The sequence below is a fragment of the Dyadobacter sp. SG02 genome (genome assembly GCF_900109045.1).
Lineage (GTDB): Bacteria > Bacteroidota > Bacteroidia > Cytophagales > Spirosomataceae > Dyadobacter.
The window spans coordinates 167,787-192,261 of the sequence record NZ_FNYL01000014.1 but is presented as its reverse complement, the minus strand read 5'-3'; the positions used below and the strand labels follow the sequence as shown (position 1 = coordinate 192,261).

Genomic DNA, 24,475 nt, shown 5'->3' with positions numbered 1-24,475 from the left:
CCGCGGAACGGTAAATTTGATGTCCGACCACATTCAGGTCCCAATCTGCAAATCCATGGCACAAACACCCGATATTATCCTTAAAGAACTCAGAAGCAAGAAGTTTCGTCCGTTGTATTTTCTGCACGGCGATGAACCCTATTACATCGATTCCATTGCCGAAGAGCTTGAAAATAAAGTAGTTCCGGAATCGGAGCGGGGGTTTAACCAGTTTGTGCTCTACGGAAAAGATACCGATGTGGCGGGAGTGCTTAGTTACGCACGCCGCTTCCCGTTCATGGCCGAACGGCAGCTCGTGCTCGTAAAAGAGGCGCACCGGTTGAACGGCATCGAACAAAAGGAACAGCAACAGCGCCTGGAAGATTATGCATTGAACCCTGTACCAAGCACGGTGCTGGTATTTTGCTACCACGCCAATGCCGACGAACGGAAATCGTACCTGAAAGCCTGTAATGCAAATGGGGTAGTGGTGCAATCCAAGAAAATGTATGACAACAAGCTGCCCGATTGGGTAGCCTCATTTTGTCAGCATGAGGGCGTGAAAATCAGCCCGAAAGCGGTGCAAATGCTGGTCGACAACATTGGTAATGACCTGAAACGACTATCAAACGAGATCCGCAAAATCATGGTGAACCTTCGCGTGGACGAGGGGATCGATGCAGCTACGATCGAGAAGTTTGTCGGGATCAGCAAGGAGTATAATGTTTTTGAGTTTCAGAAAGCGCTAATGCACCGCGATGTGCTGAAAGCGAACCAGATAGCCGCCTTTTTCGCTTCCAATTCCAAAGACAACCCGCTGGCGCCGGTGCTGATCATCCTGTTTGGATTTTTCTCCAAACTCCTCCTCACACACGCCGCGCGCGACAAATCCGAGAAAGGACTGGCCGTGGAGCTGGGCGTCAATCCCTATTTCGTTAAAGATTATCTGCTGGCCGCCCGTAATTATCCAATGGGCAAGGTCGCCAACATTATCCATTACCTGCGTGAATGCGACGGGCGCTTGAAAGGGCTAGACGGCACGAGTACTTCCGAAGGGGAGCTGCTGCGGGAACTGGTTTTCAAGATTGTACATTGACTATGAGTGAATGAGTGAATGAGTGAATGAGTGAATGAGTGAATAGTCCGCTATTCGGTCATTCAATCATTCACTCATTCAAAATTATAAGAAACATGCATCAGCAAACTATTCTAATTCCAACGCCTCCGCTTTTCAGTTTCCCGGAATGCCTTTGGTTTTTGAACCGCAATTATGACGATTGTCTGCATTTCGTGACTGAAAATGCTGTTTTCAAGGCCATAGCTACGCCTTATGGCGATGTACTTTTTCGGGTAAGCGAGCAGGGCAATTTTCTTAAAATCGATGTGCTGGATGGCGTTTCGAGCCCAGCGTGCAATGATTATCTGATGGCGTACGTGAACGAATGGTTCGATATGGGTCGTGACCTTACGCCATTTTATACACATTTGAAGCGGGACAGCCGGCTGGCGTATATGGTGGAAGACTTCGCCGGATTGCGACTGATGGGTATTTCCGATATGTTCGAAGCGCTTTGCTGGTCGATTATCGGGCAGCAGATCAACCTCACATTTGCCTATAAAATGAAACGGCGCATGGTAGAGCGCTACGGCCGGCATATCGAATGGGAAAACCAGGTATTCCATATTTTTCCCGAACCGGCGGTGCTGGCTAATGCGGAAATAGCAGTGTTGCGGGAAATGCAGTTTTCTCAGAAAAAGGCCGAGTACGTGATCGGGGTTGCCCGCGCATTTGCGGACGGTACGCTGAGCCGTTCGAAAATTGATGCGTTACCGGATTTTGAGGCGCGGCAGAAGGCATTAATTGCCCACAAGGGCATTGGCGTATGGACGGCTAATTATGTGCTCATGAAGTCGTTTCGCGCGCCAGAGGGTATTCCGCACGGGGATGTCGGCTTGTTGAATGCGCTCGTTGGTCATGGTATCATCGCCGAGCGTGGTGAAAAGGACACAATCGAAGCGTTTTTTCGTGATTACGCAGGCTGGGAGACCTACGTTACTTTCTATTTGTGGAGAAGTCTGGCCGTAAAGCCGCTAGTCTGACTTCCATTTAACGTAAGCCTCGCGCATGCAGTGCCCGCACGGGCGGTACCCGTGTACGAGCGCGTCCCGCTCGCTTGTGAAGAATACCCGGTTGCTGCGTTTCATTCGCTTTCCTGAGCCACAGGATAATTGCCCGTAGATTTTCAGTTTACGATTCCCGGCGACGGCGATTTCGCCGGTATCGATCATTTCTTTCAGTTTCCGGCTTGTCGCGAAGGTATCCGGGCCTATTTCTTCGTGCCTGATCATGCCAATATGATTAAATGCAAATGCATTGATTTTCAGCTTAATGCATCATGGAAAATAATGCCCAGCGTGTATCGCCGGCCGTCATGTACCTCGCTCACGCCGTGTTTCATATTGACGCGATAATATCCTTTGCTGCCTTTTACGGGCCTGAAATTGGTCGTAAAGAGCAGTGCATCGCCTCGCCGGGGCTTCAAAACGATGGCCTTCGATTGGGCGCGCGGGATTTGCTCGGTCATGACGAACTCTCCGCCCGTATAGTCCTCACCGGGTTCGTTCAGAAATAAAACCATTTGAATGGGAAAGAAAAGCTCGCCGTAGAGATCTTGATGGAGTGTATTATGGCCGCCCTGGCCGTATTGGAGGATAAGTACCGTCGGTTTTCTTTGCCCCTGGGCCTGGCAGCGTTCCTGAAATTCTTCGAAATCAGCCGGATAGGGCTGTTCTTTGTTCAGCACTTGCATCCATTGATTGGCTACCGGCACCAATTTGGGAAACACGCTTTCTCGCAGCCGTTGGATAATCGTTGGCAACGGGTAAGCGAAATATTTGTACTCGCCCAGCCCAAACCGGTAGCGTTCCATGACAATCGTCTTGCGGTAATGCGCAGGATTACTGTATTCCGCGATCAGGCTCTCGCATTCTTCTGCATTCAGGACCTGATTAATTTGCGCATAGCCCCGCTGGTGAAGGTTTTCACGAATGGACGGCCAGTCGAGGTTTTCGATGTTGATCATAGCAAGTGGTATTTTGATTTGTTTAAACCAAAATTACCCCGCGGCTACGCTTGCTGAAACCTGATTCTTGCGTAGTTAATGAGTTAATGAGTGAATGAGTGAATGAATTACCGAATGATTGAATGACTGAATGACCGAATGACCGAATGATTGAATGACCAAATATTTTATTCACTCATTCAATCATTCGGTCATTCACTCATTCAATCATTCGGTCATTCACTCATTCAAAATTAAGTCATTCACTCATTCAAAATTCAAAACCTAAGCCGAAAGCACGGTCTCATCCTTCCGTTCGCCAATCTGCTGGCGCCACATGGCGTAGTAGAGGCCTTTTTCTTCCAGCAATGCCTGGTGACTGCCGGTTTCGACAATACTACCTTTTTCGAGGACATAAATGCGGTCGGCGTACATGATGGTCGAAAGTCGGTGGGCGATCATGACGGTAATGTGCTGACGCTGGTCGGTAATGTCGCGGATGGTGTTCGATATTTCTTCTTCGGTGAGTGAGTCCAGGGCGGAAGTGGCTTCGTCGAAAATGATCAGGTGCGGGTTACGCAGGAGCGCGCGGGCAATGGAGAGGCGCTGGCGCTCGCCGCCTGATAATTTCAAACCGCCTTCACCGATCACCGTGTCGATACCGTTCTCGGCGCGGGCGAGCAGGTTATAGCAAGCCGCTTTCATGAGGACGTCGCTGATCATCTCGTCGGTCGCTTCCGGATTTACGAATAGCAGGTTTTCTTTAATAGTACCCGAAAAAAGTTGCGTATCCTGCGTTACAAAGCCTATTTTATGCCTGATCTCGTCAAAATCGATTTCTTTGCCATTCACATTATTGTAAAAAACGGAACCCTCGATCGGCTGGTACAGCCCTACGAGCAGCTTCACCAAAGTAGTTTTGCCGGAACCCGACGGGCCGACGAATGCAATCGTTTCCCCTCGTTTTACATTAAACGAAATGTCTTCCAGAGCCGGGCGCTTTGCAGACTGATGCTGAAACTTCACATGGTCGAACTGTAAGTCCTTAATATCGGTAATGATTTCAGGATTAGCGGGTTTGTGTTCTACCGGGCGGGCGAGCAATGTCTGCAAGTTGTTCAAAGAAGCCTCGGCTTCGCGGTAGGAGAGGATGACATTGCCCAGTTCCTGCAATGGTCCGAATATGAAGAAGGAGTAGAACTGCATCATCATCATTTGCCCCACGGTAATCTTATCCCGGAATACGAAAAACAGCAATGCGAACATCACGCATTGTTGTAGAAAATTGACGAACGTTCCCTGAATGAAACTTACCGAACGGATGCTTTTAACCTTTTTCAGTTCCAGTTGCAGGATTTTGTAGGTAGTCGTATTGAGCCGACCGATTTCCTGTTGCGTTAATCCAAGGCTCTTCACCAGCTCGATATTACGTAAAGACTCGGTAGTAGAACCGGCCAATGCAGTGGTTTCTTTCACGATATTCTTCTGGATCGTCTTGATCTTCCGGCTCAAAACGCTTGTCAGAAACGCCAGGATGACCGAGCCGACGAGGTATATCAGCGGCAGCCACGGACTGAGCCTGAATGCGACCACCACCACAAATACGATACCTACCGAAGTGAAAAACAGTACATTGACGAAATTCAGAATGAACTTCTCACAATCGGCCCGGACTTTCAGAAGGACCGAGAGTGTTTCCCCCGAGCGCTGGTCTTCAAAATCCTGGAACGGGAGCCGCAATGCGTGCCGGAGGCCGTCCGTATAGAGCGCAGCGCCAAATTTCTGGATCACTACGTTCACCAGGTAGTCCTGGAATGCCTTGGCAATGCGGGAAACCATCGCTACGCCGATAATCATCAGCAGGCCCATTGATATACCTTTCAAAAATTCGTTGTCGAGCCCTTTTGTGCGGAACTCCGCGGCCTTGTTGGCGTACGGGTCGATCAGGAAGTTACCGAGGATGTAAGGGTTGAGCAGAGAAAATACCTGATTGATAGCGGCCATAACGAGGGCCAGGAGTATAAGGGCCTTGTACCTGCTCAGGTATTGGATTAGTAATTTCATACAGTTGTGATGTGAATCGGTGGTGTTACCAATTACTGTAAACCCAAACAGACGGAATTTAATTCTCGAGAAGGCACAAAATGGCGGAAATAAAAAAAGACATCCGGGAGGGATGTCTTCAGCAATGTAGCGGGGAGCAGGATCGAACTGCCGACCTTAGGGTTATGAATCCTACGCTCTAACCATCTGAGCTACCCCGCCGTCGTATTGTGGTGCAAAAGTATGTTAAAGAATATTACGATGCAACCCGTTTGCCCATTTTTAGCGTAAATTTCGCATATTTTTGAAACAACAATTTTAAATTTACACGCATTTATTGTCGATTTATGTTATATTACAACTTTTAAATCAGCACATAAGGCAAGCACTAACGAGGCGGTCCTTTAATTTCAGCACATATGGAAAAATATAAATTTGTTACCGAATTTGAATTGCGTTCCTCTCCTAAAGTTCTCTTTCCATATATTTCCACGCCCTCGGGACTGCAACAATGGTTTGCCGAGAGGGTCACTGTGCTGCCCGATCACCGCTTCGATTTCCAATGGGACGGCGACAGCCATATTGCCCGGCAGACGGGGCTGAGGATTAATAAAGCAGTTCGTTTCGATTTTGAGGACACCAGTGACGATGGCCTTGATAACAACCATCTGGAACTAAAATTAGAAGTTAGCGAGTTAACCCAGACAACCTTTTTGCGCGTGATCGACTACTCTTCGAATCGAGACAAGGACGAGCTTCATTCATTGTGGGAAGGATTTATTGATAATTTAAGAGAAATAGTAGGTAGTTGATGAAAAAGCTGGACAAGCTTATTTTGACGTCCTTTTGGGGACCTTTTGTAATTACAATGTCGGTCGTGGTGTTCGTCTTCCTGATGCGGATTATGATCTTTTACATAGATGACTTCGTGTCGAAGGACCTGAATGTCACGGACTATGCACAGCTATTCTTCTTTTTTAGCCTCATTACGGTACCTACGGCATTGCCGCTCGCGATGCTGCTTTCCTCGCTGATGGCATTCGGGAACCTGGGCGAATTCTTTGAGCTCACAGCGATCAAAAGTGCCGGTATTTCTGTCGTCCGCGCGATGTTGCCGATGTTTGTCGTCGCCGTCGGGATCAGCATCTTCTCCTTTTATTTTAACGACCGCGTGTCGCCCTGGGCTAACCTGAAAGGGTATAGTTTGCTGTACGATATTAAAACTACCAAGGCCACATTGAAGATCAAAGAGGGGATTTTTTACAATGACCTGCCGGGATACAGTATTAAAGTGGATGAAAAGCTCGAAAACGGCAAGATGATCGGCATGGTGATCTATAAGCACAACAGCCGTTCGTACGAGTTGGGAAATACCGAAATCATCCTGGCCGACTCGGGGAGGATGTATGCTATTAACGACAACCGTTACCTGGTGATCGAGCTGTACAACGGTACCCGGTATACCGACGAGCAGGGTTCGGGCAGCTCGCGGCCTGTGTACATTTCATCCCCCACCGGTACGCAGACGCCCTATTCCAATTTCAACCGCCAATCGTTCAATCATTACCGCCTTACGGAAAGTCTTTCGTCGTTTGGTATGAAGCGTACCGACGAGGGGCAGTTCAAATACCACGAGTTTATGAAGAACATCAGCGATCTGACGGCCACCGCGGATTCGCTGCGCACTTCTTACCAGGAAACGAAGAAAAACCTTGTTTCCGGCAGTCAGCAATATTATTCCTATAACTACCGCGAAGGGACGGACAAAACGCTCAAGAGCGGCAAATGGATCGACTCGCTGCTGACCAGGCCGGTTTCCGATAGTTTGAAAAAGGATATCCTGATGAATACCAGGGCGGCATCGAACGGCATGCTGAGCTACATCAAATCGCAGCAGGAATATCTGCAAAGCAAATTGAAGGATGCGAGTAAATACGAGCTGGAAAGGCACCACAAATTCACACAGGCACTTTCCTGCCTGATCATGTTCCTGATAGGCGCGCCACTGGGGGCCATCATCAAGAAAGGCGGTTTCGGGGTGCCGGTCCTGGTTTCGATCCTTTTCTTTATCCTGTTGTATGTATTGACCAACCAAGGAGATAAATGGGTGAAGGAAGGGCTGGTAGCCGTGCCCGTGGGCGCGTGGATGGCGAATACCATTCTGTTTGCGGCGGGTATGTACTTTATCGATCGTGCACGCAGCGATTCGCGGTTGTTCGACAAGGACGTTTACCAAATGTTTTACAAAAGAATTAAGTCGAAATGGGCAAGTAGATTCGGGAAAACGGAGCTTATGACTCATAATTAATTTAAATTATTTTAAAAACCGGTTTAAAAAGCCTACTTTTGCAACTTTATTTGCGGCAAGGTGCCGTAATTACTACATATCACTTTAATCTGTTGTTACAATCATGTATTTAACCGCGGAAAAGAAGAGCGAGATCTTCGAATCGAAAGGTTTTAAAAAGGAGAGCGGTGACACCGGCTCTGCTGAATCACAAATTGCTTTATTTACGTACCGTATCAATTATCTGAACGAGCACCTCAAAACGCACAAGAAAGATAATGATACACGTCTGGGCCTCCTCAAAATGGTAGGAAAGCGCAGAAGATTGTTGGATTATCTTTACAAAAAAGACATCAATCGCTACCGTGCGATCATCGCCGAATTGAACATACGTAAGTAATTTTAAATCAGGGAACTTTACATATGTGAAAGTTCCCTGATTTTTTGCGGAAAAAACAAGAACTTACCGGAACGTCAGAATGGCGTTTCACAGCTACAAAAATCAAATATTCTATGCTCTTTAATATAGTTACGAAGACTATAACCTTACCGGACGGCAGGGAAATCACAATTGAAACAGGAAAATTAGCCAAGCAAGCCGATGGATCGGTGGTAGTGAGAATGGGTAACACGATGCTACTCGCTACGGTTGTTGCTAACAAGGATATTAAGGAAGGTCTCGACTTCCTGCCATTGTCGGTTGATTACCAGGAAAAATTCGCATCTGCGGGACGTATTCCGGGAAGCTTCCAGCGCCGCGAGGGCAAGTTGTCGGATCACGAAGTATTGACGAGCCGCCTTGTGGACCGCGTTCTGCGCCCACTTTTCCCTGAGGAATACCATGCGGAAGTACAAGTAAACATTCTTTTGATTTCTGCCGACGCGGAAGCATTGCCGGATGCACTCGCTGCATTGGCTGCATCGGCTGCATTGGCGGCATCGGATATTCCTTTCGGCGGACCGGTTTCAGAAGTTCGCGTTGCGAAAATCGATGGCGAATATGTGATTAACCCGGGAACAACTGCATTGGCAAATGCAACACTTGACCTGATGGTAGGTGCGACGTATAATGACATCGCCATGGTGGAAGGTGAAATGAGCGAAGTATCGGAAGAGGAAGTGATCGAGGCGCTTAAAATAGCACACGCAGTTATCAAGGACCAATGTGCTGCATTGAAGGAATTCGAAGCGGCAGTGGGTAAAACTGAAAAAAGAGAATACGTAGGCGATCCTGCTGACGAGGTGCTTGAAGCACGTCTGCGCGAGTTTGCTTATGGTAAGATATATGCGGTAACGCAATTGGGCTCTACCAACAAAACCGTAAGAAAAGACGGTTTCAAAGCTGTTTGGGAAGAATTCAAAACAACTATTACGGAAGAAGAGAAGCCGGAATTCAACGAAGGACTCGCGAAGCGCTATTTCAATGACCTGGTTTGGGAAGCATCACGCCGCCTGGTACTGGATGAAAGAACGCGTCTTGACGGCCGTCGTCTGGACGAAGTAAGGCAAATTGCTTCGGAAGTTGATTTTCTTCCTAACGCACACGGTTCTGCGCTGTTCACGCGTGGAGAGACACAATCGCTGACTACCGTGACGCTTGGTACCAAGCAGGACGAGCAGATCATCGACACCCCATTGAAATACGGTTACAGCAAATTCCTTTTGCACTATAACTTCCCGGGTTTCTCAACCGGAGAAGTGAAGCCTAACCGCGGTCCTGGCCGTCGTGAGGTTGGTCACGGTAACCTCGCATTGCGTGCACTCAAAAAAGTGTTGCCGCCCGTGGAGGATAACCCTTATACCATCCGTATCGTATCCGATATCCTCGAATCCAACGGTTCGTCGTCGATGGCGACTGTATGCGCAGGATCACTTGCATTGATGGACTCAGGTCTGAAAATCAAAGCACCCGTATCCGGTATCGCAATGGGTCTTATCTCCGACGAAGCAACAGGCAAATACGCGGTTCTTTCCGATATCCTTGGTGATGAAGATCACCTGGGTGATATGGACTTCAAAGTAACCGGAACAGCAGAAGGTATCACTGCCTGCCAGATGGATATGAAGGTGAACGGCCTTTCATTTGAAGTACTGACAGAAGCCTTGATGCAAGCCAAAGCGGGCCGTCTGCACATCCTCGGTGAGATGAACAAAACCATTACCGAAAGCCGTCCTGACCTGAAACCTCACACGCCACGCGCAATCGTGATCAAGATCGACCGCGAAATGATCGGTGCGGTGATCGGACCAGGCGGAAAAGTAGTTCAGGATATTCAGAAAGAATCCGGCGCAACGATCTCTATCGAAGAGAAAGATGGCGCAGGCTTCGTAAGTATATTCTCTGCCGATAAGACTTCCATGGACAAGGCAGTTGCACGTGTTAAGGGCATCATTCTGGTACCTGAAATCGGTGAAATCTATTCTGGTAAAGTGAAGTCGATTATGCCTTTCGGAGCGTTCGTGGAATTCCTTCCCGGCAAAGACGGTTTGTTGCACATTTCCGAGATCAAGTGGGAACGCCTCGAAAAAATGGACGGCGTTCTGGAAGTAGGGGAAGAAGTGCAGGTGAAACTCGTCGAAATCGACAAGAAAACCGGCAAATACCGCCTTTCACGCAAAGTATTGTTACCAAAGCCTGAGAACAAAAAAGATTAATTCAGTGTTCTTCTAGGCAGGAACGGTAAACGTCGTTATATAACATACTTAATAAAGACATAGATGAGACAGCTAAAGATCAGTAAGCAAATTACCAACCGTGAAAGTCAATCATTAGATAAGTATTTGCAGGAGATCGGTAAGGTGGATTTGCTAACGCCGGATGAGGAGGTGACGTTAGCTCAGAAAATCAGGGACGGGGACCAGTTGGCTTTGGAACGTTTGACCAAGGCGAACCTTCGTTTCGTGGTGTCCGTTGCAAAGCAATATCAAAATCAAGGCTTGTCGTTGGGTGACCTGATCAACGAGGGCAACCTCGGTCTGATCAAGGCAGCACAGCGTTTTGACGAAACAAGGGGTTTTAAATTCATTTCATACGCAGTTTGGTGGATTCGTCAGTCGATCCTGCAAGCATTGGCGGAGCAATCACGTATCGTACGTTTACCCCTCAACCGTGTAGGCTCGCTGAATAAAATTTCAAAAACTTTCTCCGAGCTGGAACAGCGTTTCGAACGCGAACCATCGCCGGAGGAGTTGGCGGAAGTACTGGAAATCTCTTCGTCAGAGGTAGTTGATACCATGAAGATCTCCGGTCGCCACGTTTCTATGGATGCTCCATTCGTACAGGGCGAAGAAAACAGCCTTTTGGACGTTCTCGAAAACGATCTGGAAGACAAACCGGATTCAGGACTGGTGAACGAATCGCTCCGCAAAGAGGTACAGCGCGCATTATGTACGCTTACGCAGCGCGAGGCGGACGTGATCGCCCTGTATTTCGGCCTGAATGGCGAGCATGCGATGACTTTGGAAGAGATCGGGGAGAAGTTCAACCTCACCCGTGAGCGCGTGCGCCAGATCAAAGAAAAAGCGATCCGCAGATTGCGCCACGTTTCGAGAAGCAAAGCTTTGAAAACCTATTTGGGTTAATGCATATTCAAATGCAAACCTTCTAATTACTTTAATAGCCTCTTTCGGGAGGCTATTTTCATTTTCAGACAAGGAAGTTTTCCATGGCTATTTTACAACCTTTGATCGACATGGCCGAAATCTGCTACCGGCAGGGCATCCGGCATGTCGTAATTTCTCCGGGCTCGCGCAGCGCCGCGCTCACGCTCGCATTTGCGCGCCACGGGGGCTTCCAGGCGCACGTATGCATAGACGAACGCTCGGCGGGCTTTATCGCCCTCGGAATGGCCCAGCAAATCGATTCTCCCGTGGTTTTGATATGTACCTCGGGTAGTGCAGCCTACAACTTCGCTCCGGCCGTTTCTGAGGCATTTTTTCAGCAAATTCCGCTCCTCGTGCTGACGGCTGACCGCCCTAAGGAATGGCAGCACCAGTATGATGGCCAAACGATCTATCAGACAGGTATTTTTGGATCACACGTGAAGCGTTCCTTTGAAGTTTCACCGGATTACGCGCATGCCGATGTGCAGTGGGCAATCAACCGGATCACCAACGAGGCGATTAACCTGGCTTCTGTTGCCCCAAACGGCCCTGTGCATATCAATGTACCGATACGCGAACCGTTTTATCCGGATGCAGGGGAGGATTTCAGGATTTCGGACGAGGTAAGGATTATCAAACGGCAGGAAAGCGAAATCGTGTGGCCGCAATCGGTGTGGGAAGAGCTGCTGGATGAATGGGAGAATGCACCGAAAATCCTGATAGCCGGTGGCCAGAACAAGCCAAACGCCGCATTGAATGCGGTATTACGACGCATTACTGAGGAATGGCAGATCCCGATCCTGGGCGATTGCATCGCGAATCTCTCGGGCGAAGAATTCATCCACCACCACGACCTGTTTTTAAGCGCAGAAAATGCCCAAAAACTAGGGCCCGATTTGCTGGTCACTTTCGGAATGTCGTTTCTCTCGAAGGAATTCAAGCAGTTCATTCGTAAAAACCCACCAAAGTACCATTGGAACATCAGTGACGACGCTTTTCTGGCCGATCCGTTCCAGTCTGTTACGAGGGTTATTCGGGGGAAAGCGGCTGCGTTCTTCGAAATACTATTCGAGAAGCTTGATTATCAATCATTTGTTGAGAATTCAGACCTGGGTCATGACACTTCTTTTCACTCGTTATGGTTAGAACACGAGCGCGCTGCCCGGCAAAAGAAGCATGAAATCCTTCGAAATCTATCAATGTTCAATGATTTAACTTTGTTAGATTTAATATTTAAGTATACTAAAAATCAGTATCAGTTACATATTGCCAATAGCATGTCTGTGCGCTACGCCAATGTCCTTGCGACGGACAACGACTGGTCGGGCGTGTTCGCGAACAGGGGAACGAGCGGGATCGACGGGTGTGTGAGCACCGCCGTCGGTGCGGCGCGGGTGAATGGCAAACCGACATTACTGATCGTGGGCGACGTCGCATTCCTGTATGACCGGAATGGCCTGCTGATCGACAACCTGCCGCAGAACCTTAAAATCGTGGTGCTCAACAATGCGGGTGGGAACATATTCCGGATGATCGACGGGCCGGGAAATTTGCCGGAGCTGGAGACTTTTTTCGAGACCAGACATTCGTTTTCCGCGCAACGTACGTGCGAGGACTCGGGAATTGCATATTTCCGTGTTTCCGAGTTGGAAGGCTCGGAAGGCACAGTGAAGGAATTTCTGAATTTCGACGGGATCGCATTGCTGGAAGGCTTCACCGATCCCGTCGAAAATACAAAGGCCTGGAAGGTGCTCAAACGTGCATTGCATAACTAACCAGGAACGGAATGCAATACGGCCGCTACCTGCAATTTTTTGCCGCTTCGGCGATAGCCAGGGAGTCTTTCAGCACGACTCCCTGCTTCCATATTCTGCACGCCTCTGCCGTATTTTTTTGCGCGAAGTAAGCCTGCCCGGTCAATCCGTAGAGCAATTCCACAGGCTCGGCGATTTCGATGGCCTTATTGAAGGCATTCAACGCTTGGAAAACATCGCCCTTTCGCTGATAATAGATGCCCAGGTTGCGCAGCGCATAGCCGTTCTTTGGCAGCTTATCCAGCGATTTTTCAATCAATATGCGGGCTTCTTCTTCCTTCCCGGTTTGCAGCAAGGCATAGGCTTTATTGTTGAGAGAATAGGGTTCGGCTGGGTTGCGCCCGAGTACCTGGTCGAAGTAGGCGATGGCTTGCGGCCATTCCCTGTTTTTTGAAGCGATAAGTCCGAGATTGTTCAGTGCCTGCGGTTGTGCCGGGTCGAGCGCGACGGCGGTTTCAAAATCCAGCCTGGCTTCGGTGTAAGAACCCAGGCGGTAATACACAGCGCCGCGGTTCACATAGGCCTCTACATTTGTTTTGCTCAGCCGAAGCGCCGCGTCGTATTCCGGAATAGCCAGTGATGGGTTGCCTTCCGCGTCGAGCAGGTTGCCTTTCACGAGATGGAAGCGGGTGGAGTCCTGGTATTGCTTTTCAATTTGGGTCAGATCCTCCCGGGCTTCCTTTAAGCGGCCTAGATCGAGTGCTGCTTCCGACCGCACGAGATTTGCCTGTGTCAACGTAGGATCGACGCGGATCGCTTCTGTTAAAATCTCGTAGGCATCTTCATGACGCCCCAATTTCAACAAAGTTATTCCCTTGTTGAGATAGGCGTCCGAAAAATCTGCATTTTTGGCAATTGCTTCGTCGTACAGTCGTAATGCCTCGGCATAATTCTTTTGACCAAGGGCCTGATTGCCTTTCAGAAAAAAATCGGCAGCATCCTTCCTGCTCTGGCTCGTGCAGTTTAGTAATATTAGTACTAAAAAAAGTAGCTGAATCAATGTATTGAATTTGAATAACATATAATTAGTAAAAGTAACAACACCAGTTATGAGGTACATCAAGGACATCCCTAACCCTCGCTACAAAATCGGCCTTTACCAATGGAACAGCAAGTACATTATCAAGATTGAGTCGGGAATGTACGAGCAAACTTACAAAATCGATGATTACGAAGTAACGTCGACGGACGAGCTCGAAGCCTGTATGGACGAAGCGTTCACCCAGGCGATTGCTTCCCGCTTCGACGCGATGCATGCCGATTTTAACGACACGCTGATCCGCCATAATGTGCTTTTTTAAGCCAGACAGGGTATTTCCGACGCGCGCACGTATACGGTTTTAAGATGCTTTTCGTTAGATAGCAAACAATTTTAAGCGGTAAGTGAGCACCAAAATATTCTTTTGTCAGGATATGGCAGACCACAACAACTTAATTCAAAACTCCACCAACTCAGTATCTATGGTTTTTAAACGCAGCGCCTCCACCATCGGCATGTTTGTATGTGTAGGCGCGTCTTCCGTAGTAGCCCAGAATACGCTTAGTATTACGGAGCCGGAAGCACACTTTCGCAACGGCCTCGAATATTATGCAAAGTCCAATTACGTGGCTGCAAGACAGGAATTCGGCGAGTTCCTGAATACGCAGGATAAGTTGCTCAGTACGAGCGACTACAATAAGGTTACAGCCGAGTATTATGTGGCTGTAACAGGGCTGTACCTCAATTATCCAGAGGCCGAAGTGCAGGTTGACAGGTTTGTCAAAAACCACGCAGAACACCCCAAAGCACAGCTTATTTACAGTGATCTGGGGAAGTACTATTATGAAAGCGGCAATTATGAAAAAGCCATCACGTACCTCGAAAAGGCGGTAGACCTGCCGGGGGCAGGAGCGGGGCGGCTGGAAAGCACCTACCGGCTTGCGATGGCCTATTATAATACCAAGCAGCCGGACCAGGCACTCCCACTGTTCAATCAGGTAAAAAACGAGGTCGGTTTCGAGAATGCGGGCGACGCTTCTTTCTACGCCGGCGTGATCAATTACCAAAAAAATAACTTCGAGGAGGCTTACCAGGATTTCAAGCGGATTGAGGAACATCCCTATTATAAGAACGAAGCTCCCAACTGGATCATTTCTTCGCTTTACCAGCTTAAAAAGTTCGATGAGTTGCTGGCATACGGCGAGCGTATCCTCGGTGCCCAACGCGGCAATACGAAGCTGGACGATGTGGCCTTGTATGTAGCAGAAGTGTACTACGAGAAAGGCGACTATGCTAATGCAGTGAAAGCTTACGAGCGCTACAAGCGTATGCGACCGGGTGCGATTCCGCCGACAGTGGCATTGCATTACGGTCACGCACAGTTCCGTAATAACAACTTTGAAGGGGCAATTACCACGTTAAAGCCTGTTGGAAATGGCAAGGATTCTGTTTCGCAGTACGCTTCATACATACTGGGAATCAGCAACTTAAAGACGACTAATTTAAGTAATGCTTTAACGTCGTTCGGTAACGCAGCGGCATTGGACTTCAATCAGCTTGTAAAGGAAGAAGCCGCTTATAACCATGCAAAAGTGCAGCTGGAACTCGGTAATAACACCGATGCCGTAAAAGAGCTGAACAATTACATGACAAAGTACCCTGAAAGCAAGCATACGGAGGAAGCGACCGAATTGGTGGCAGAAGGGTATGCAAGCGCGAGCAACAGTTCACAAGCTATAAAGTACATTGAGGGGCTGAAATCGCGTAATGCTAAAATAAATAGTACCTATCAGAGGCTGACTTACAACCAGGGCGTGACGGATTTCAATGCACAACGTTACGACCAGGCGATAGAGATGTTCGAGAAGTCGCTGAAATTCCCGATCGATGTGGAGCTGTACAACTCGGCATCGTTCTATAAAGCGGAATCGGTTTACGGTTTGAAGCGTGTGGACGAAGCGGCGACGTTGTACAACCAGATTGCCAAGAACCCGAAAGCGGGCATTTACTCGAAAAAGAGCCTTTATGCTTTGGGATACATTTACTATAACCAGAAAAAATATAGCCAGGCGCTGCCTTACTTCCGCGATTTTACCAATAACATCGAAGGAATGGAGGCGGACATGATCGAGGATGCCCACGCGAGGCTGGCCGACTGCTACCTTGCTGCCAAAAATTACAATGAGGCGATTCGTACCTACGAGCAGGTGGCTGCGAAAGGTAAGGTTGATAAGGACTACGCAATTTTCCAAAAGGCCCGCGCATACGTGTACATGAACCGCGAGGCGGAAGCGAAACGTCAGTTCGAGTTGCTGATCAGCCAGTACCCGCAGTCGAAGCATTTGGATAATGCGTACTTCCAGCTCGCCGACATCGATTTTCAGAACCAGAGCTATTCAGCGGCGGTGAAAGGGTTTACGCGTATGATCAACGAAAAACCGAAAAGCACTTTAATACCGGCCGCATTGCTTCGCCGCGCGCAATCCTATTACAACTTGCAGGTGTACGAGCAGGCGATTGTCGATTTCCGCAAGATCCTGACAGAATATTCGGATTCACCATCTGCGGAAAGTGCATTGGAAGGTATCCAGGAAAGCTATTCGGCTGTCGGGCGCCCAGAAGAGTTCAACCAGGTGCTGGGCGTCGTGCGCAAAAGCAACCCGGGTAACGAGAAACTCGAAGGCGTAGAGTTCGATAACGTGCGGAACCTGTATTATGCTGAGAAATACGAAAATGCGATCTCGGCCTTGCAGGCTTTCCTGCAAAGCTATCCGGCGAGCAAGCATCAGTACGATGCTACTTACTTCATCGCTTCTTCGTATGATAAAACAAATCGTGTGAATGAAGCACTTCAATTTTACAGTAAAGTGGTCCAGCAAAACCGTTCACAATTTGTGGGGGCGGCGGCGCAGCGTTCGGCAGAATTGGAAATTGGCCGCGGCAACTTTAACAATGCGGTAACGAGCTTCCGCATTCTGTCGCGTAATGCTGAAAACAAGAAGGACCAGGCAACGGCATGGACCGGATTGATGGACACCTATTTCACTTTAAAGAGCTACGACTCGACGCTGTATTACGCGAAGGAGATTATCAACTTGGGCAATATCGTTCCGGCCAGCCTGGGGAAGGCGCAGCTTTACCTCGGAAAGGTGCCTTACGAAAAAGGCGATCTGAAAAAGGCGGGCGAAGAATTCAGGAAAGTATCGGCATCATCCAAGGATGAATTCGGTGCGGAAGCGGCCTACTGGTCGGCTATGGTCCTTTACAAAGAGAAAAAATACAAGGAAGCGGAAACAGCCATCATCGAATTGGGTAAAAATTTCGAAGGATACGACTTCTGGCGCGCACGCTCGTTCATCCTGCTCTCGGATGTGTACGTGGGCATGAACGAGAAGGTTCAGGCAAAGGCGACGCTCAATTCAATTATCGAGAATTCCGATGACAAGGAGGCGGTTGAATTGGCCAAGGAGAAGTTGAACAAAATTGAAAAGTAACCCGTGAACTACGGTTTCATTAAACAGAAAAACCCGTTACCATGACGCATTCCAAGATATTACGTTCCTCATTGTTTTTGCTTGCGCTGGGATTCACTTCCCAGTTCGCGGTTGCGCAGAAAGGAGAGATTGAAAGCCAGACATACGAGATTTTAAAAGACAAAAGCATAGAATTTGCCCCGGCCGACCGGGTGTTCGATAAAGTACAGCCTGTGAAGGGCGAGACCGGCAAAAAGAAAGTGTCGTACCAGATCGTCGATCCGGAACTCAATCTCGCTTCCCCGAAACTGACACCGGCAGTAGCCGCGTCGTCGGACGAGCAGAGCCGCAAAGACGAGCCCGATGTGCTGAACAACTATGTGAAAGCAGGCGGCGGTAACTATGGCCGGTTCCTGGGCGAGCTGTTCGTCGGCGGAAGGCCGAAGGAGGACCTCGCTTATACCTTGCAGCTGAAACACCTTTCGGCTGCCAATGGCCCGGTGGATGGTAAAAATTCAGCGAATGCGACCACAGGGTTCAAGATTGGCGGAAAGTACATCCGTTCGAAGTACAAAGTCGACGCAGGCTTCAATTTTAACCGCAAAAACTACTATTTCTACGGCTACCAACCGCAGCCCGAAGGTGTCGTGGTGGACCGTGATACGATCCGTCAGACGATTAACCAGTTTGGCTTTAACCTCGGCTTTGAAAATACCGATGCTTCCGTGCTGGTGGATTACTCGGTAAAAACAGGGCTGAACACGTTGAAGGACCGCTATAATGCGTCGGAAATCGACTGGGGGACCAACCTGACGGCCTCGGTACCGATTTCGGAAACGTTCTTCGCAATGCTCGAAGCCGATGCGTACGTTTCGCAGCGTGTCGACTACTTTACTTACAACCGCAACCTGTTCCGCGTTAAACCTACATTCAAGTACGTGAACGACATGTTCTCGGTTTCAGCGGGTATTAACGCTGTTAACGAGACGGATAGCCACCTCGACATTAACCGTACGAAAGCATTTCCAGCGGTAAATCTCGACGTAACACCGTTTTCCGGCCTGCACATTTTTGCCGGCTGGAATGGCGATATCGTTCGGAACACGCTGAGAAGCATGCTGAGCGAAAACCAGTGGCTGGGACCGAATGTTTTGGTGATGAATACCGAAAAGACTTCGGATATCAGTGCGGGGGTGAAAGGCGAAAGAGGTACGGGCATCAATTATGAAGGTAAAGTGGCCTATACTTCCTACAAGAACTTTTATTCCTATAACAACTCGCTGTCGGACACCTCCCGTTTCTCGGCCATTTATGACCCGGGCAAAACCAAGGTGCTGACGATTTCGGCGCAGGCTGGCTACAATTTCAACGAGTTGTTCAAAACATCATTGAAAGCCAACTTCTTCGATTATGCAGTGGATAAGGTGGAAGAACCGTGGCACCGCCCGGACCTTACTTTGAACTGGTTCAATGCCCTTACCATCAGCAAAAAGCTCTTTGTGACGGCGGATTTTTATATGTTGAGAGGGTTGAAAGCGAAAAATTTTCAGACGGGAGAAGTCACCAAACTACCGGTGATCGCGGATCTGAATCTTAAAATCGACTACCTGTTAACCAGGAACTTCTCTGCATTTGTGAACCTGAACAACGTATTGGGCAAACGTTACCAGCGGTATCAGTACTACCCGCAGCAGGGGCTGAACTTTATTGCGGGATTGTCTTTTTCTTTTTAACTTCGCTGAGTTAACACCAATCTCAACTTCATGATAGCAGTCGAAACAGTCATCCGGAAACTCATTGGAGAGTACGAATTCGTGATCATTCCCGGCTTCGGTGCCTTGCTTTCGCATCAGGTACCTGCGGTTTATGACGGTAATTCTGGCATTTTCGCACCGCCTGTCAAAAGACTTGCATTTAATGAGTACCTAAAACTGGATGACGGCCTGCTGGCGAACTACATTTCGCGCCATGAGAAGGTGACGCATGCGGATGCGGTTGAGTATGTCAAAGGCTACACCGACCGCCTGAGATCCGGTCTGGACATTCATGGAGAAGCCAGCATTACCGGCATCGGGGAGTTCAAACAGAACGTGGAAGGCAAGCTGGTGTTTGAACCTAACACCGGAAAGTACTTTAAAGATGAATGGTACGGCTTCGAAAAGATCAAAACCGTTGAAGTTCAAGCCCGCCCGGTTGCTGCATTAAACTCAGCCCAATACATCAGCGACGACGTTGAAGTGGTTGAACTGGAAACAGAAGCACGGCCACGTCGATGGACAGGCTGGGCTGCGGCAGCGGTGATCGCCGGTCTGCTTTGTGGATTGAGCTTTTTCCTGGTCAACACGGAAAATGAATATATTAAAAGCACGCTGAACCCCTTTTCCGAAATGTTCAGCCGGAAAGATGCCGTTGAAACGACGGTTGTAAAGAGCGAAGAAGTGAAAACGCCCGAGCCCGCACCGGTAAGAGAGGAGATCGTTGCAAAGGTAGATTCAATGCCCGTTGACTCGGCCCCTGTGAATCCTGTCGAAACAGTTGCCAGCACACCGGCACCGGCTCCCGCCGCTATCGAGGCAAAGCCCGTGGAAATTGCTTCGGCAAAGTTTTACGTAATCGCCGGCGCATTCAAAGGGACGAAACAGGCGAATGTTTTACTCGCAGAACTGACAAAAAAAGGATTTACGAAAGCATTGATCATCCCGGGCGACGAACGCAGCAAGAAAGTGAAAGTAGCCGTCGATGGGTTTGACAATGAAACCGATGCCTACCGCGCTTCGAACGAACTGAAAAAAGTAATTGGCGAGGCGGGTTGGGTTTTCAAGAAAAAATAGGGTTTTAAACCTGGGAATACAGAAAGGAGGTCTTTGGCCTCCTTTTTTTGTTACATACGTTTTTTACTACTTTTACGTTTTCCGAAAGAAAAACCCAGATTGATAAATGATCACATTACAGGCAGAAGACCGGCAGCGAATCGCAATATCTTGGGCGTGGTCCTTTGGGATTACCGCTGCCATATTAGGCACATTCTTTTTCATCCGGCTCAGCTCCTCACTTCCCAAAATCGAACCCATGGAATTGTTCGTGGAAGTAAACTACGGGACCAGCAAAGTGGGGAAAGGGGATGTTCAGACCTACAATAAGCCTAACGATAGCAAGGTAAGGGAGAACATGAAAGCGGATGCCGAGGAGGTCAAAAAAGTGAAGTCGGTAGCCACACCTAAGCCGACGCCTCCGACACCGCCTAAAATAGAGTCGCCTAAGCCCGCAAAAACCGTCGCAGAGAAGCCTGCGATCACTTCGAAGGTAGAGAGCCCGGTGGAGGCTCCCGAAAAGACTGACGTTAAAAAATCGACAGGCAGCGAAAATGCTTCGGCACCGGTATCGAAACCTGCGCCTGAGAAAGCCGTCAACAAAGACGCATTATTCAGCAAATCATCCGGCGCCAAGTCGGGAAGCAACGGCACGAACGGTACCAAAACCGGCATCGGCGGCAATAACAACGGCGACGATGCGGAAGGTGTGGGTGACAAAGGGTCCAAAACCGGAAGCCTTTTTGCAAAAACATACAAGGGAGAAGGCGGCGGTGGAGGCACCAATGTTGGCCTTAATCTCTCGGGTTGGAGCTGGTCGAGAAGACCGGTTGTGGACGATAATTCGGATGCTACGGGCGATATTACATTTAAAATCACTGTTGATAAAAACGGTCGCGTGAAAAGTGTGATCACCCAGGCGACAACCGTTACCGACTATGCGGTTGTCAATAAGTACAAAGCCGCAGTAAGAGACCTTACTTTCGTACCAAAATCGGCCAACGTACCCGACGAATCGATCGGTACCATCACCTTTAAAATACGTTCACGTTAATACTTAGATGACATATCAGGAAACGATCGGATATCTGTACGACAGGTTACCGGTTTTTCAGAATATCGGGGCCCGTGCTTTCAAGCCGGGCCTTCATACTACCCGGGAGTTGTGTAAAGCCCTGGGCGATCCGCAGGACAAATATCCTACCATCCATGTGGCCGGCACAAACGGTAAAGGAAGTACTTCGCACATGCTGGCGGCGATCTTGCAAGAGTCGGGATACCGGGTAGGGCTCTATACTTCGCCGCATTTGAAGGATTTCCGCGAGCGCATACGTGTAAATGGCGCGTGCGTGTCCGAAGAATTCATTGTCGACTTTGTTAATGATCAAAAATCTAACATTGATAGATTGTCTCCATCCTTCTTTGAGGTGACGGTTGCGATGGCATTTTCCTATTTCGAACAGGCCGGTGTGGATGTTGCGGTGATCGAAGTAGGCATGGGCGGTAGGCTGGATTCCACCAATATCATCACACCGGAATTGTCGGTGATTACGAATATCAGCTTCGACCATATGCAGTTTCTGGGTGATACGCTGGGGAAAATCGCAGGCGAAAAGGCCGGTATTATTAAAAGCGATGTGCCCGTAGTCGTCAGTGAATACCAGAATGCCGAGATCGGCGACGTCATTACCGCTGCCGCGCAAGTCGCAGGTGCTCCGTTAACGTTCGCGTCGGATGTGTACGAGGTCAGTTTTATGACATTGGCGGAAGGCAAGATGCTGGTGGATGTAAAGAATAAAATCTCCGGAACGGTCGTCTCGAATGGACTTGCAGCGGACCTCACGGGGGCTTATCAGTTGAAAAACATTACCGGCGTGTGGGCGGCCAAGGAAGTTCTTATTGCGAAAGGCTGGAAGATAACCGATGATTCTGTCAGAAGGGCGTTGCAATCGGTCAGCGCGATTACCGGGCTGAAAGGGCGCTGGCAGCAGTTGCGCCAAAACCCTGACGTTTACTGTGATACGGCACATAATACGGCCGGTCTTACCATCACTCTGGCGCAATTTGATACGGTTTGCAAGGGAACGAAGCGGTTTGTGGTCGGTTTTGTCGGCGATAAGGATATTTCTACCATGTTGTCGCTGTTTCCGAAAGACGCCGAATATTACTTCTGCGAACCTTCCAATATGCGGGCGTTAAAGGCGGAAGAACTGCGGTTGAAGGCGTTGGAGCATGGTTTGATAGGGAAGACCTTCGGAAATGTGAACGAAGCCCTGGAAGAAGCTATCGGGGATTCTGCGCCGATGGACGCAATTTACGTCGGCGGTAGTACCTTTGTAGTGGCAGATATTGAAAGTTTATAGAGCATACAAGTATAATGGCAAGAAGAAAGTTACATCATTACCAGTTTAGTGAGCAGGCAGAAAATGTAGTTCAGGCGGGGAAACCGCTTTATTCGGAAGTAAAAGGCAATTGGAATAAGCTATACTTTAACAACGAAGGCCCGATTGTAGTGGAATTGGCTTGTGGTAAAGGAGAATATACGGTTGGATTGGGCAGTAAATTCCCGGAAAAGAATTTTATCGGGGTCGATATCAAAGGTGACCGGATTGCGCGCGGGAGTGCGTTGGCCACAGAACAGAATCTCTCTAATGTGGCTTTTCTTCGTGCAGGCATTCAATATTCAGACGAGTTTTTCGGAGATGGCGAACTGAGCGAGATCTGGCTCATCCATCCCGATCCGCAGGTACGCGACCGTAATGAGAAATACCGGCTCACCAATCCCAGCTTTTTGGCCAAATATGCCACGTTTTTGAAGGAGGGAGGGATGTTCTTTCTCAAAACGGACAGTGATTTTCTTTACGAATACACTCTGCAGACGCTTGGCGAGGCACCGAATTTCCGCATTATCGAGCACACGTACGATCTGTACCAGTCGCATTTGCTGGATGAGCATCACGGCGTTCGCACGCATTACGAGGGAATTTTTACCGCAAAAGGTTATACCATTAAGTACATTAAAGCGCAGTTGGTATAATATCGGCAGCAAAGAAAAAGGCCCGTTCCGGCAAATGCTGGAACGGGCCTTTTGTATGAAAGTATGTTATTACTTCTGGATCAAACCGGCGAAGTAGTAAACAGTTCTTACCAACTGAGATACGTACGACATTTCGTTATCGTACCATGAAACAGTTCTAACAAGCTGAACGTCACCTACTTTCTGAACGCGGGTCTGCGTAGCATCGAACAATGAACCGTAGCTGATACCGATGATATCGCTGCTCACAATTTCATCTTCTGTGTAGCCGTAGCTTTCGTTAGCGGCTTCTTTCATCGCAGCATTGATCTCTTCCACGGTAGTTTCGCGGCCAAGAACAACTGTCAATTCAGTCAATGAACCGGTGAGCGTAGGAACGCGCTGAGCAGAACCGTCGAGTTTACCTTTCAATGAAGGCAATACAAGGCCGATCGCTTTTGCAGCACCTGTGCTGTTAGGAACGATGTTCTGGGCAGCAGCTCTCGCTCTTCTCAAATCACCTTTCGGGTGGGGTGCATCCTGGGTGTTTTGGTCGTTGGTATAGGCGTGGATGGTTGTCATCAAGCCGTTAACGATACCAAATTTGTTTTCGAGTACTTGTGCCATTGGAGCAAGGCAGTTTGTAGTACAAGAAGCACCGCTGATGATGGTTTCTGAACCGTCAAGGATGTCGTGGTTCACGTTGAAAACGATTGTTTTCAGGTCGCCGGTAGCGGGAGCGGAGATAACCACTTTTTTAGCACCTGCTTTGATGTGTGCACCTGCGGATTCTGCGCTGGTGAAGAAACCAGTACATTCGAGAACTACATCCACATCGTGTTGCGCCCAGGGAATTTGTGAAGGATCGCGTTGTGCGTAGATAACGATGTTTTCGCCGTTTACGACCACGGAATTGTCGGTAGCTTTAACATCTGCGTCGAAACGTCCTTGGGCTGTATCGTATTTAAGGAGATGTGCTAATACTTTTGGACTAGTCAAATCATTGATGGCTACGATATCGATGCCCTCCATGTTATAGATTTGACGGTAAACAAGGCGGCCAATGCGGCCAAATCCGTTGATTGCGACTTTTACTTTTGACATATCGAGGTAGATTGGTTATTTCAGCCGCAATATTAATAAAAATGTCCGCGGATGAAAAGTATTGAAGGAAATATAAAGAAGAAAGCATTAAAAGCCACGATTGATATTAGTATTAGTAAATTCGCCGCGCGAAACTAATTTTAGTTAGTATTTCTTTGTTTTAATTTACTAAATATAGTAGCATATCTGCGACGCTTTGTTTCTATTGTAATAACTTATATTATTGTACGTGCGTTCCCGATTATGGTTTAAATACGGTTCGGATATAAGTACAATACTTCGTTCTTCATTCAGTCTTAACTTAC

20 protein-coding genes and 1 tRNA gene are annotated in these 24,475 nt (G+C 48.5%); 15 read left to right on the top strand and 6 right to left on the bottom strand.

Annotated elements, in window-relative coordinates; translation table 11 throughout:
* Positions 1–55: 55 nt before the first annotated feature.
* Complete coding sequence (gene holA / locus BMW93_RS27845; protein ID WP_090384372.1) at positions 56–1,075, top strand: DNA polymerase III subunit delta; 1,020 nt, start codon at positions 56–58, stop codon at positions 1,073–1,075.
* 95 nt (positions 1,076–1,170) lie between these two features.
* Positions 1,171–2,079, top strand: coding sequence for a DNA-3-methyladenine glycosylase (locus BMW93_RS27840; protein ID WP_090384198.1), 909 nt, complete (start codon positions 1,171–1,173; stop codon positions 2,077–2,079).
* Here BMW93_RS27840 and BMW93_RS27835 read toward each other — a convergent pair.
* The 4 genes from BMW93_RS27835 to BMW93_RS27820 all read right to left on the bottom strand — a co-directional run bounded on the left by BMW93_RS27835 (position 2,071) and on the right by BMW93_RS27820 (position 5,306).
* A complete protein-coding gene (locus BMW93_RS27835; protein ID WP_090384196.1) occupies positions 2,071–2,328 on the bottom strand; it encodes an Ada metal-binding domain-containing protein in 258 nt (85 codons plus the stop codon). The genes BMW93_RS27840 and BMW93_RS27835 overlap by 9 nt on opposite strands.
* A 32-nt stretch (positions 2,329–2,360) precedes the next feature.
* Positions 2,361–3,062: a 2OG-Fe(II) oxygenase gene (locus tag BMW93_RS27830; protein WP_090384193.1), complete on the bottom strand. Its 702-nt coding sequence runs from the start codon at positions 3,060–3,062 to the stop codon at positions 2,361–2,363.
* A 264-nt stretch (positions 3,063–3,326) separates the two neighbouring features.
* A complete protein-coding gene (locus tag BMW93_RS27825; RefSeq protein ID WP_090384191.1) occupies positions 3,327–5,105 on the bottom strand; it encodes an ABC transporter ATP-binding protein in 1,779 nt (592 codons plus the stop codon).
* Positions 5,106–5,232: 127 nt separating this feature from the next.
* Positions 5,233–5,306: transfer RNA gene (locus BMW93_RS27820), tRNA-Met, on the bottom strand.
* Positions 5,307–5,503: 197 nt separating this feature from the next.
* Here BMW93_RS27820 and BMW93_RS27815 point away from each other — a divergent pair.
* From BMW93_RS27815 to menD, 6 genes are all read left to right on the top strand, one after another.
* Entirely contained in the window at positions 5,504–5,896 is a 393-nt protein-coding gene (locus tag BMW93_RS27815; RefSeq protein ID WP_090384188.1) for an START-like domain-containing protein, read from the top strand.
* On the top strand, positions 5,896–7,392 hold the full coding sequence (locus BMW93_RS27810; RefSeq protein ID WP_090384185.1) for an LptF/LptG family permease: 1,497 nt from the start codon (positions 5,896–5,898) through the stop codon (positions 7,390–7,392). The genes BMW93_RS27815 and BMW93_RS27810 overlap by 1 nt, the downstream gene beginning before the upstream one ends.
* Before the next feature lie 103 nt (positions 7,393–7,495).
* The gene (gene rpsO / locus BMW93_RS27805) at positions 7,496–7,771 is read left to right on the top strand and encodes a 30S ribosomal protein S15 (protein ID WP_031527901.1); all 276 of its coding nucleotides are present in this window, start codon (positions 7,496–7,498) and stop codon (positions 7,769–7,771) included.
* A 113-nt stretch (positions 7,772–7,884) separates the two neighbouring features.
* Complete coding sequence (gene pnp / locus BMW93_RS27800) at positions 7,885–10,026, top strand: polyribonucleotide nucleotidyltransferase (RefSeq protein WP_090384182.1); 2,142 nt, start codon at positions 7,885–7,887, stop codon at positions 10,024–10,026.
* Between the two features lie 63 nt (positions 10,027–10,089).
* Positions 10,090–10,953 (top strand): RNA polymerase sigma factor RpoD/SigA, encoded by an 864-nt coding sequence (locus BMW93_RS27795; protein WP_015810559.1) that lies wholly within the window; start codon positions 10,090–10,092, stop codon positions 10,951–10,953.
* A gap of 83 nt (positions 10,954–11,036) precedes the next feature.
* A complete protein-coding gene (gene menD, locus BMW93_RS27790) occupies positions 11,037–12,749 on the top strand; it encodes a 2-succinyl-5-enolpyruvyl-6-hydroxy-3-cyclohexene-1-carboxylic-acid synthase (protein WP_090384180.1) in 1,713 nt (570 codons plus the stop codon).
* Between the two features lie 25 nt (positions 12,750–12,774).
* On the opposite strand, the gene BMW93_RS27785 is transcribed toward menD, so the two are convergent.
* Positions 12,775–13,788: a lipopolysaccharide assembly protein LapB gene (locus tag BMW93_RS27785; protein WP_229240874.1), complete on the bottom strand. Its 1,014-nt coding sequence runs from the start codon at positions 13,786–13,788 to the stop codon at positions 12,775–12,777.
* A gap of 49 nt (positions 13,789–13,837) precedes the next feature.
* On the opposite strand from BMW93_RS27785, the gene BMW93_RS27780 reads away from it, so the two are divergent.
* The 7 genes from BMW93_RS27780 to trmB all read left to right on the top strand — a co-directional run bounded on the left by BMW93_RS27780 (position 13,838) and on the right by trmB (position 23,087).
* Positions 13,838–14,089, top strand: a complete 252-nt coding sequence (locus BMW93_RS27780) for a hypothetical protein (RefSeq protein ID WP_090384176.1) — start codon at positions 13,838–13,840, stop codon at positions 14,087–14,089.
* 160 nt (positions 14,090–14,249) lie between these two features.
* Positions 14,250–17,261 (top strand): tetratricopeptide repeat protein, encoded by a 3,012-nt coding sequence (locus tag BMW93_RS27775; RefSeq protein ID WP_229240872.1) that lies wholly within the window; start codon positions 14,250–14,252, stop codon positions 17,259–17,261.
* Between the two features lie 41 nt (positions 17,262–17,302).
* Positions 17,303–18,973, top strand: a complete 1,671-nt coding sequence (locus tag BMW93_RS27770) for a TonB-dependent receptor (protein ID WP_090384171.1) — start codon at positions 17,303–17,305, stop codon at positions 18,971–18,973.
* A gap of 30 nt (positions 18,974–19,003) precedes the next feature.
* Positions 19,004–20,071, top strand: coding sequence for an SPOR domain-containing protein (locus tag BMW93_RS27765; protein ID WP_090384169.1), 1,068 nt, complete (start codon positions 19,004–19,006; stop codon positions 20,069–20,071).
* 106 nt (positions 20,072–20,177) lie between these two features.
* Complete coding sequence (locus tag BMW93_RS27760) at positions 20,178–21,104, top strand: hypothetical protein (protein WP_090384167.1); 927 nt, start codon at positions 20,178–20,180, stop codon at positions 21,102–21,104.
* 7 nt (positions 21,105–21,111) lie between these two features.
* Positions 21,112–22,413 carry a folylpolyglutamate synthase/dihydrofolate synthase family protein gene (locus tag BMW93_RS27755; RefSeq protein ID WP_090384165.1) on the top strand — a complete coding sequence of 434 codons (1,302 nt, stop codon included), beginning with the start codon at positions 21,112–21,114 and terminating at the stop codon, positions 22,411–22,413.
* A 14-nt stretch (positions 22,414–22,427) separates the two neighbouring features.
* Complete coding sequence (trmB, locus tag BMW93_RS27750; protein ID WP_090384161.1) at positions 22,428–23,087, top strand: tRNA (guanosine(46)-N7)-methyltransferase TrmB; 660 nt, start codon at positions 22,428–22,430, stop codon at positions 23,085–23,087.
* Between the two features lie 69 nt (positions 23,088–23,156).
* Here trmB and gap read toward each other — a convergent pair whose 3' ends face one another.
* Positions 23,157–24,170, bottom strand: coding sequence for a type I glyceraldehyde-3-phosphate dehydrogenase (gap, locus tag BMW93_RS27745; protein WP_090384158.1), 1,014 nt, complete (start codon positions 24,168–24,170; stop codon positions 23,157–23,159).
* Positions 24,171–24,475 lie beyond the last annotated feature (305 nt).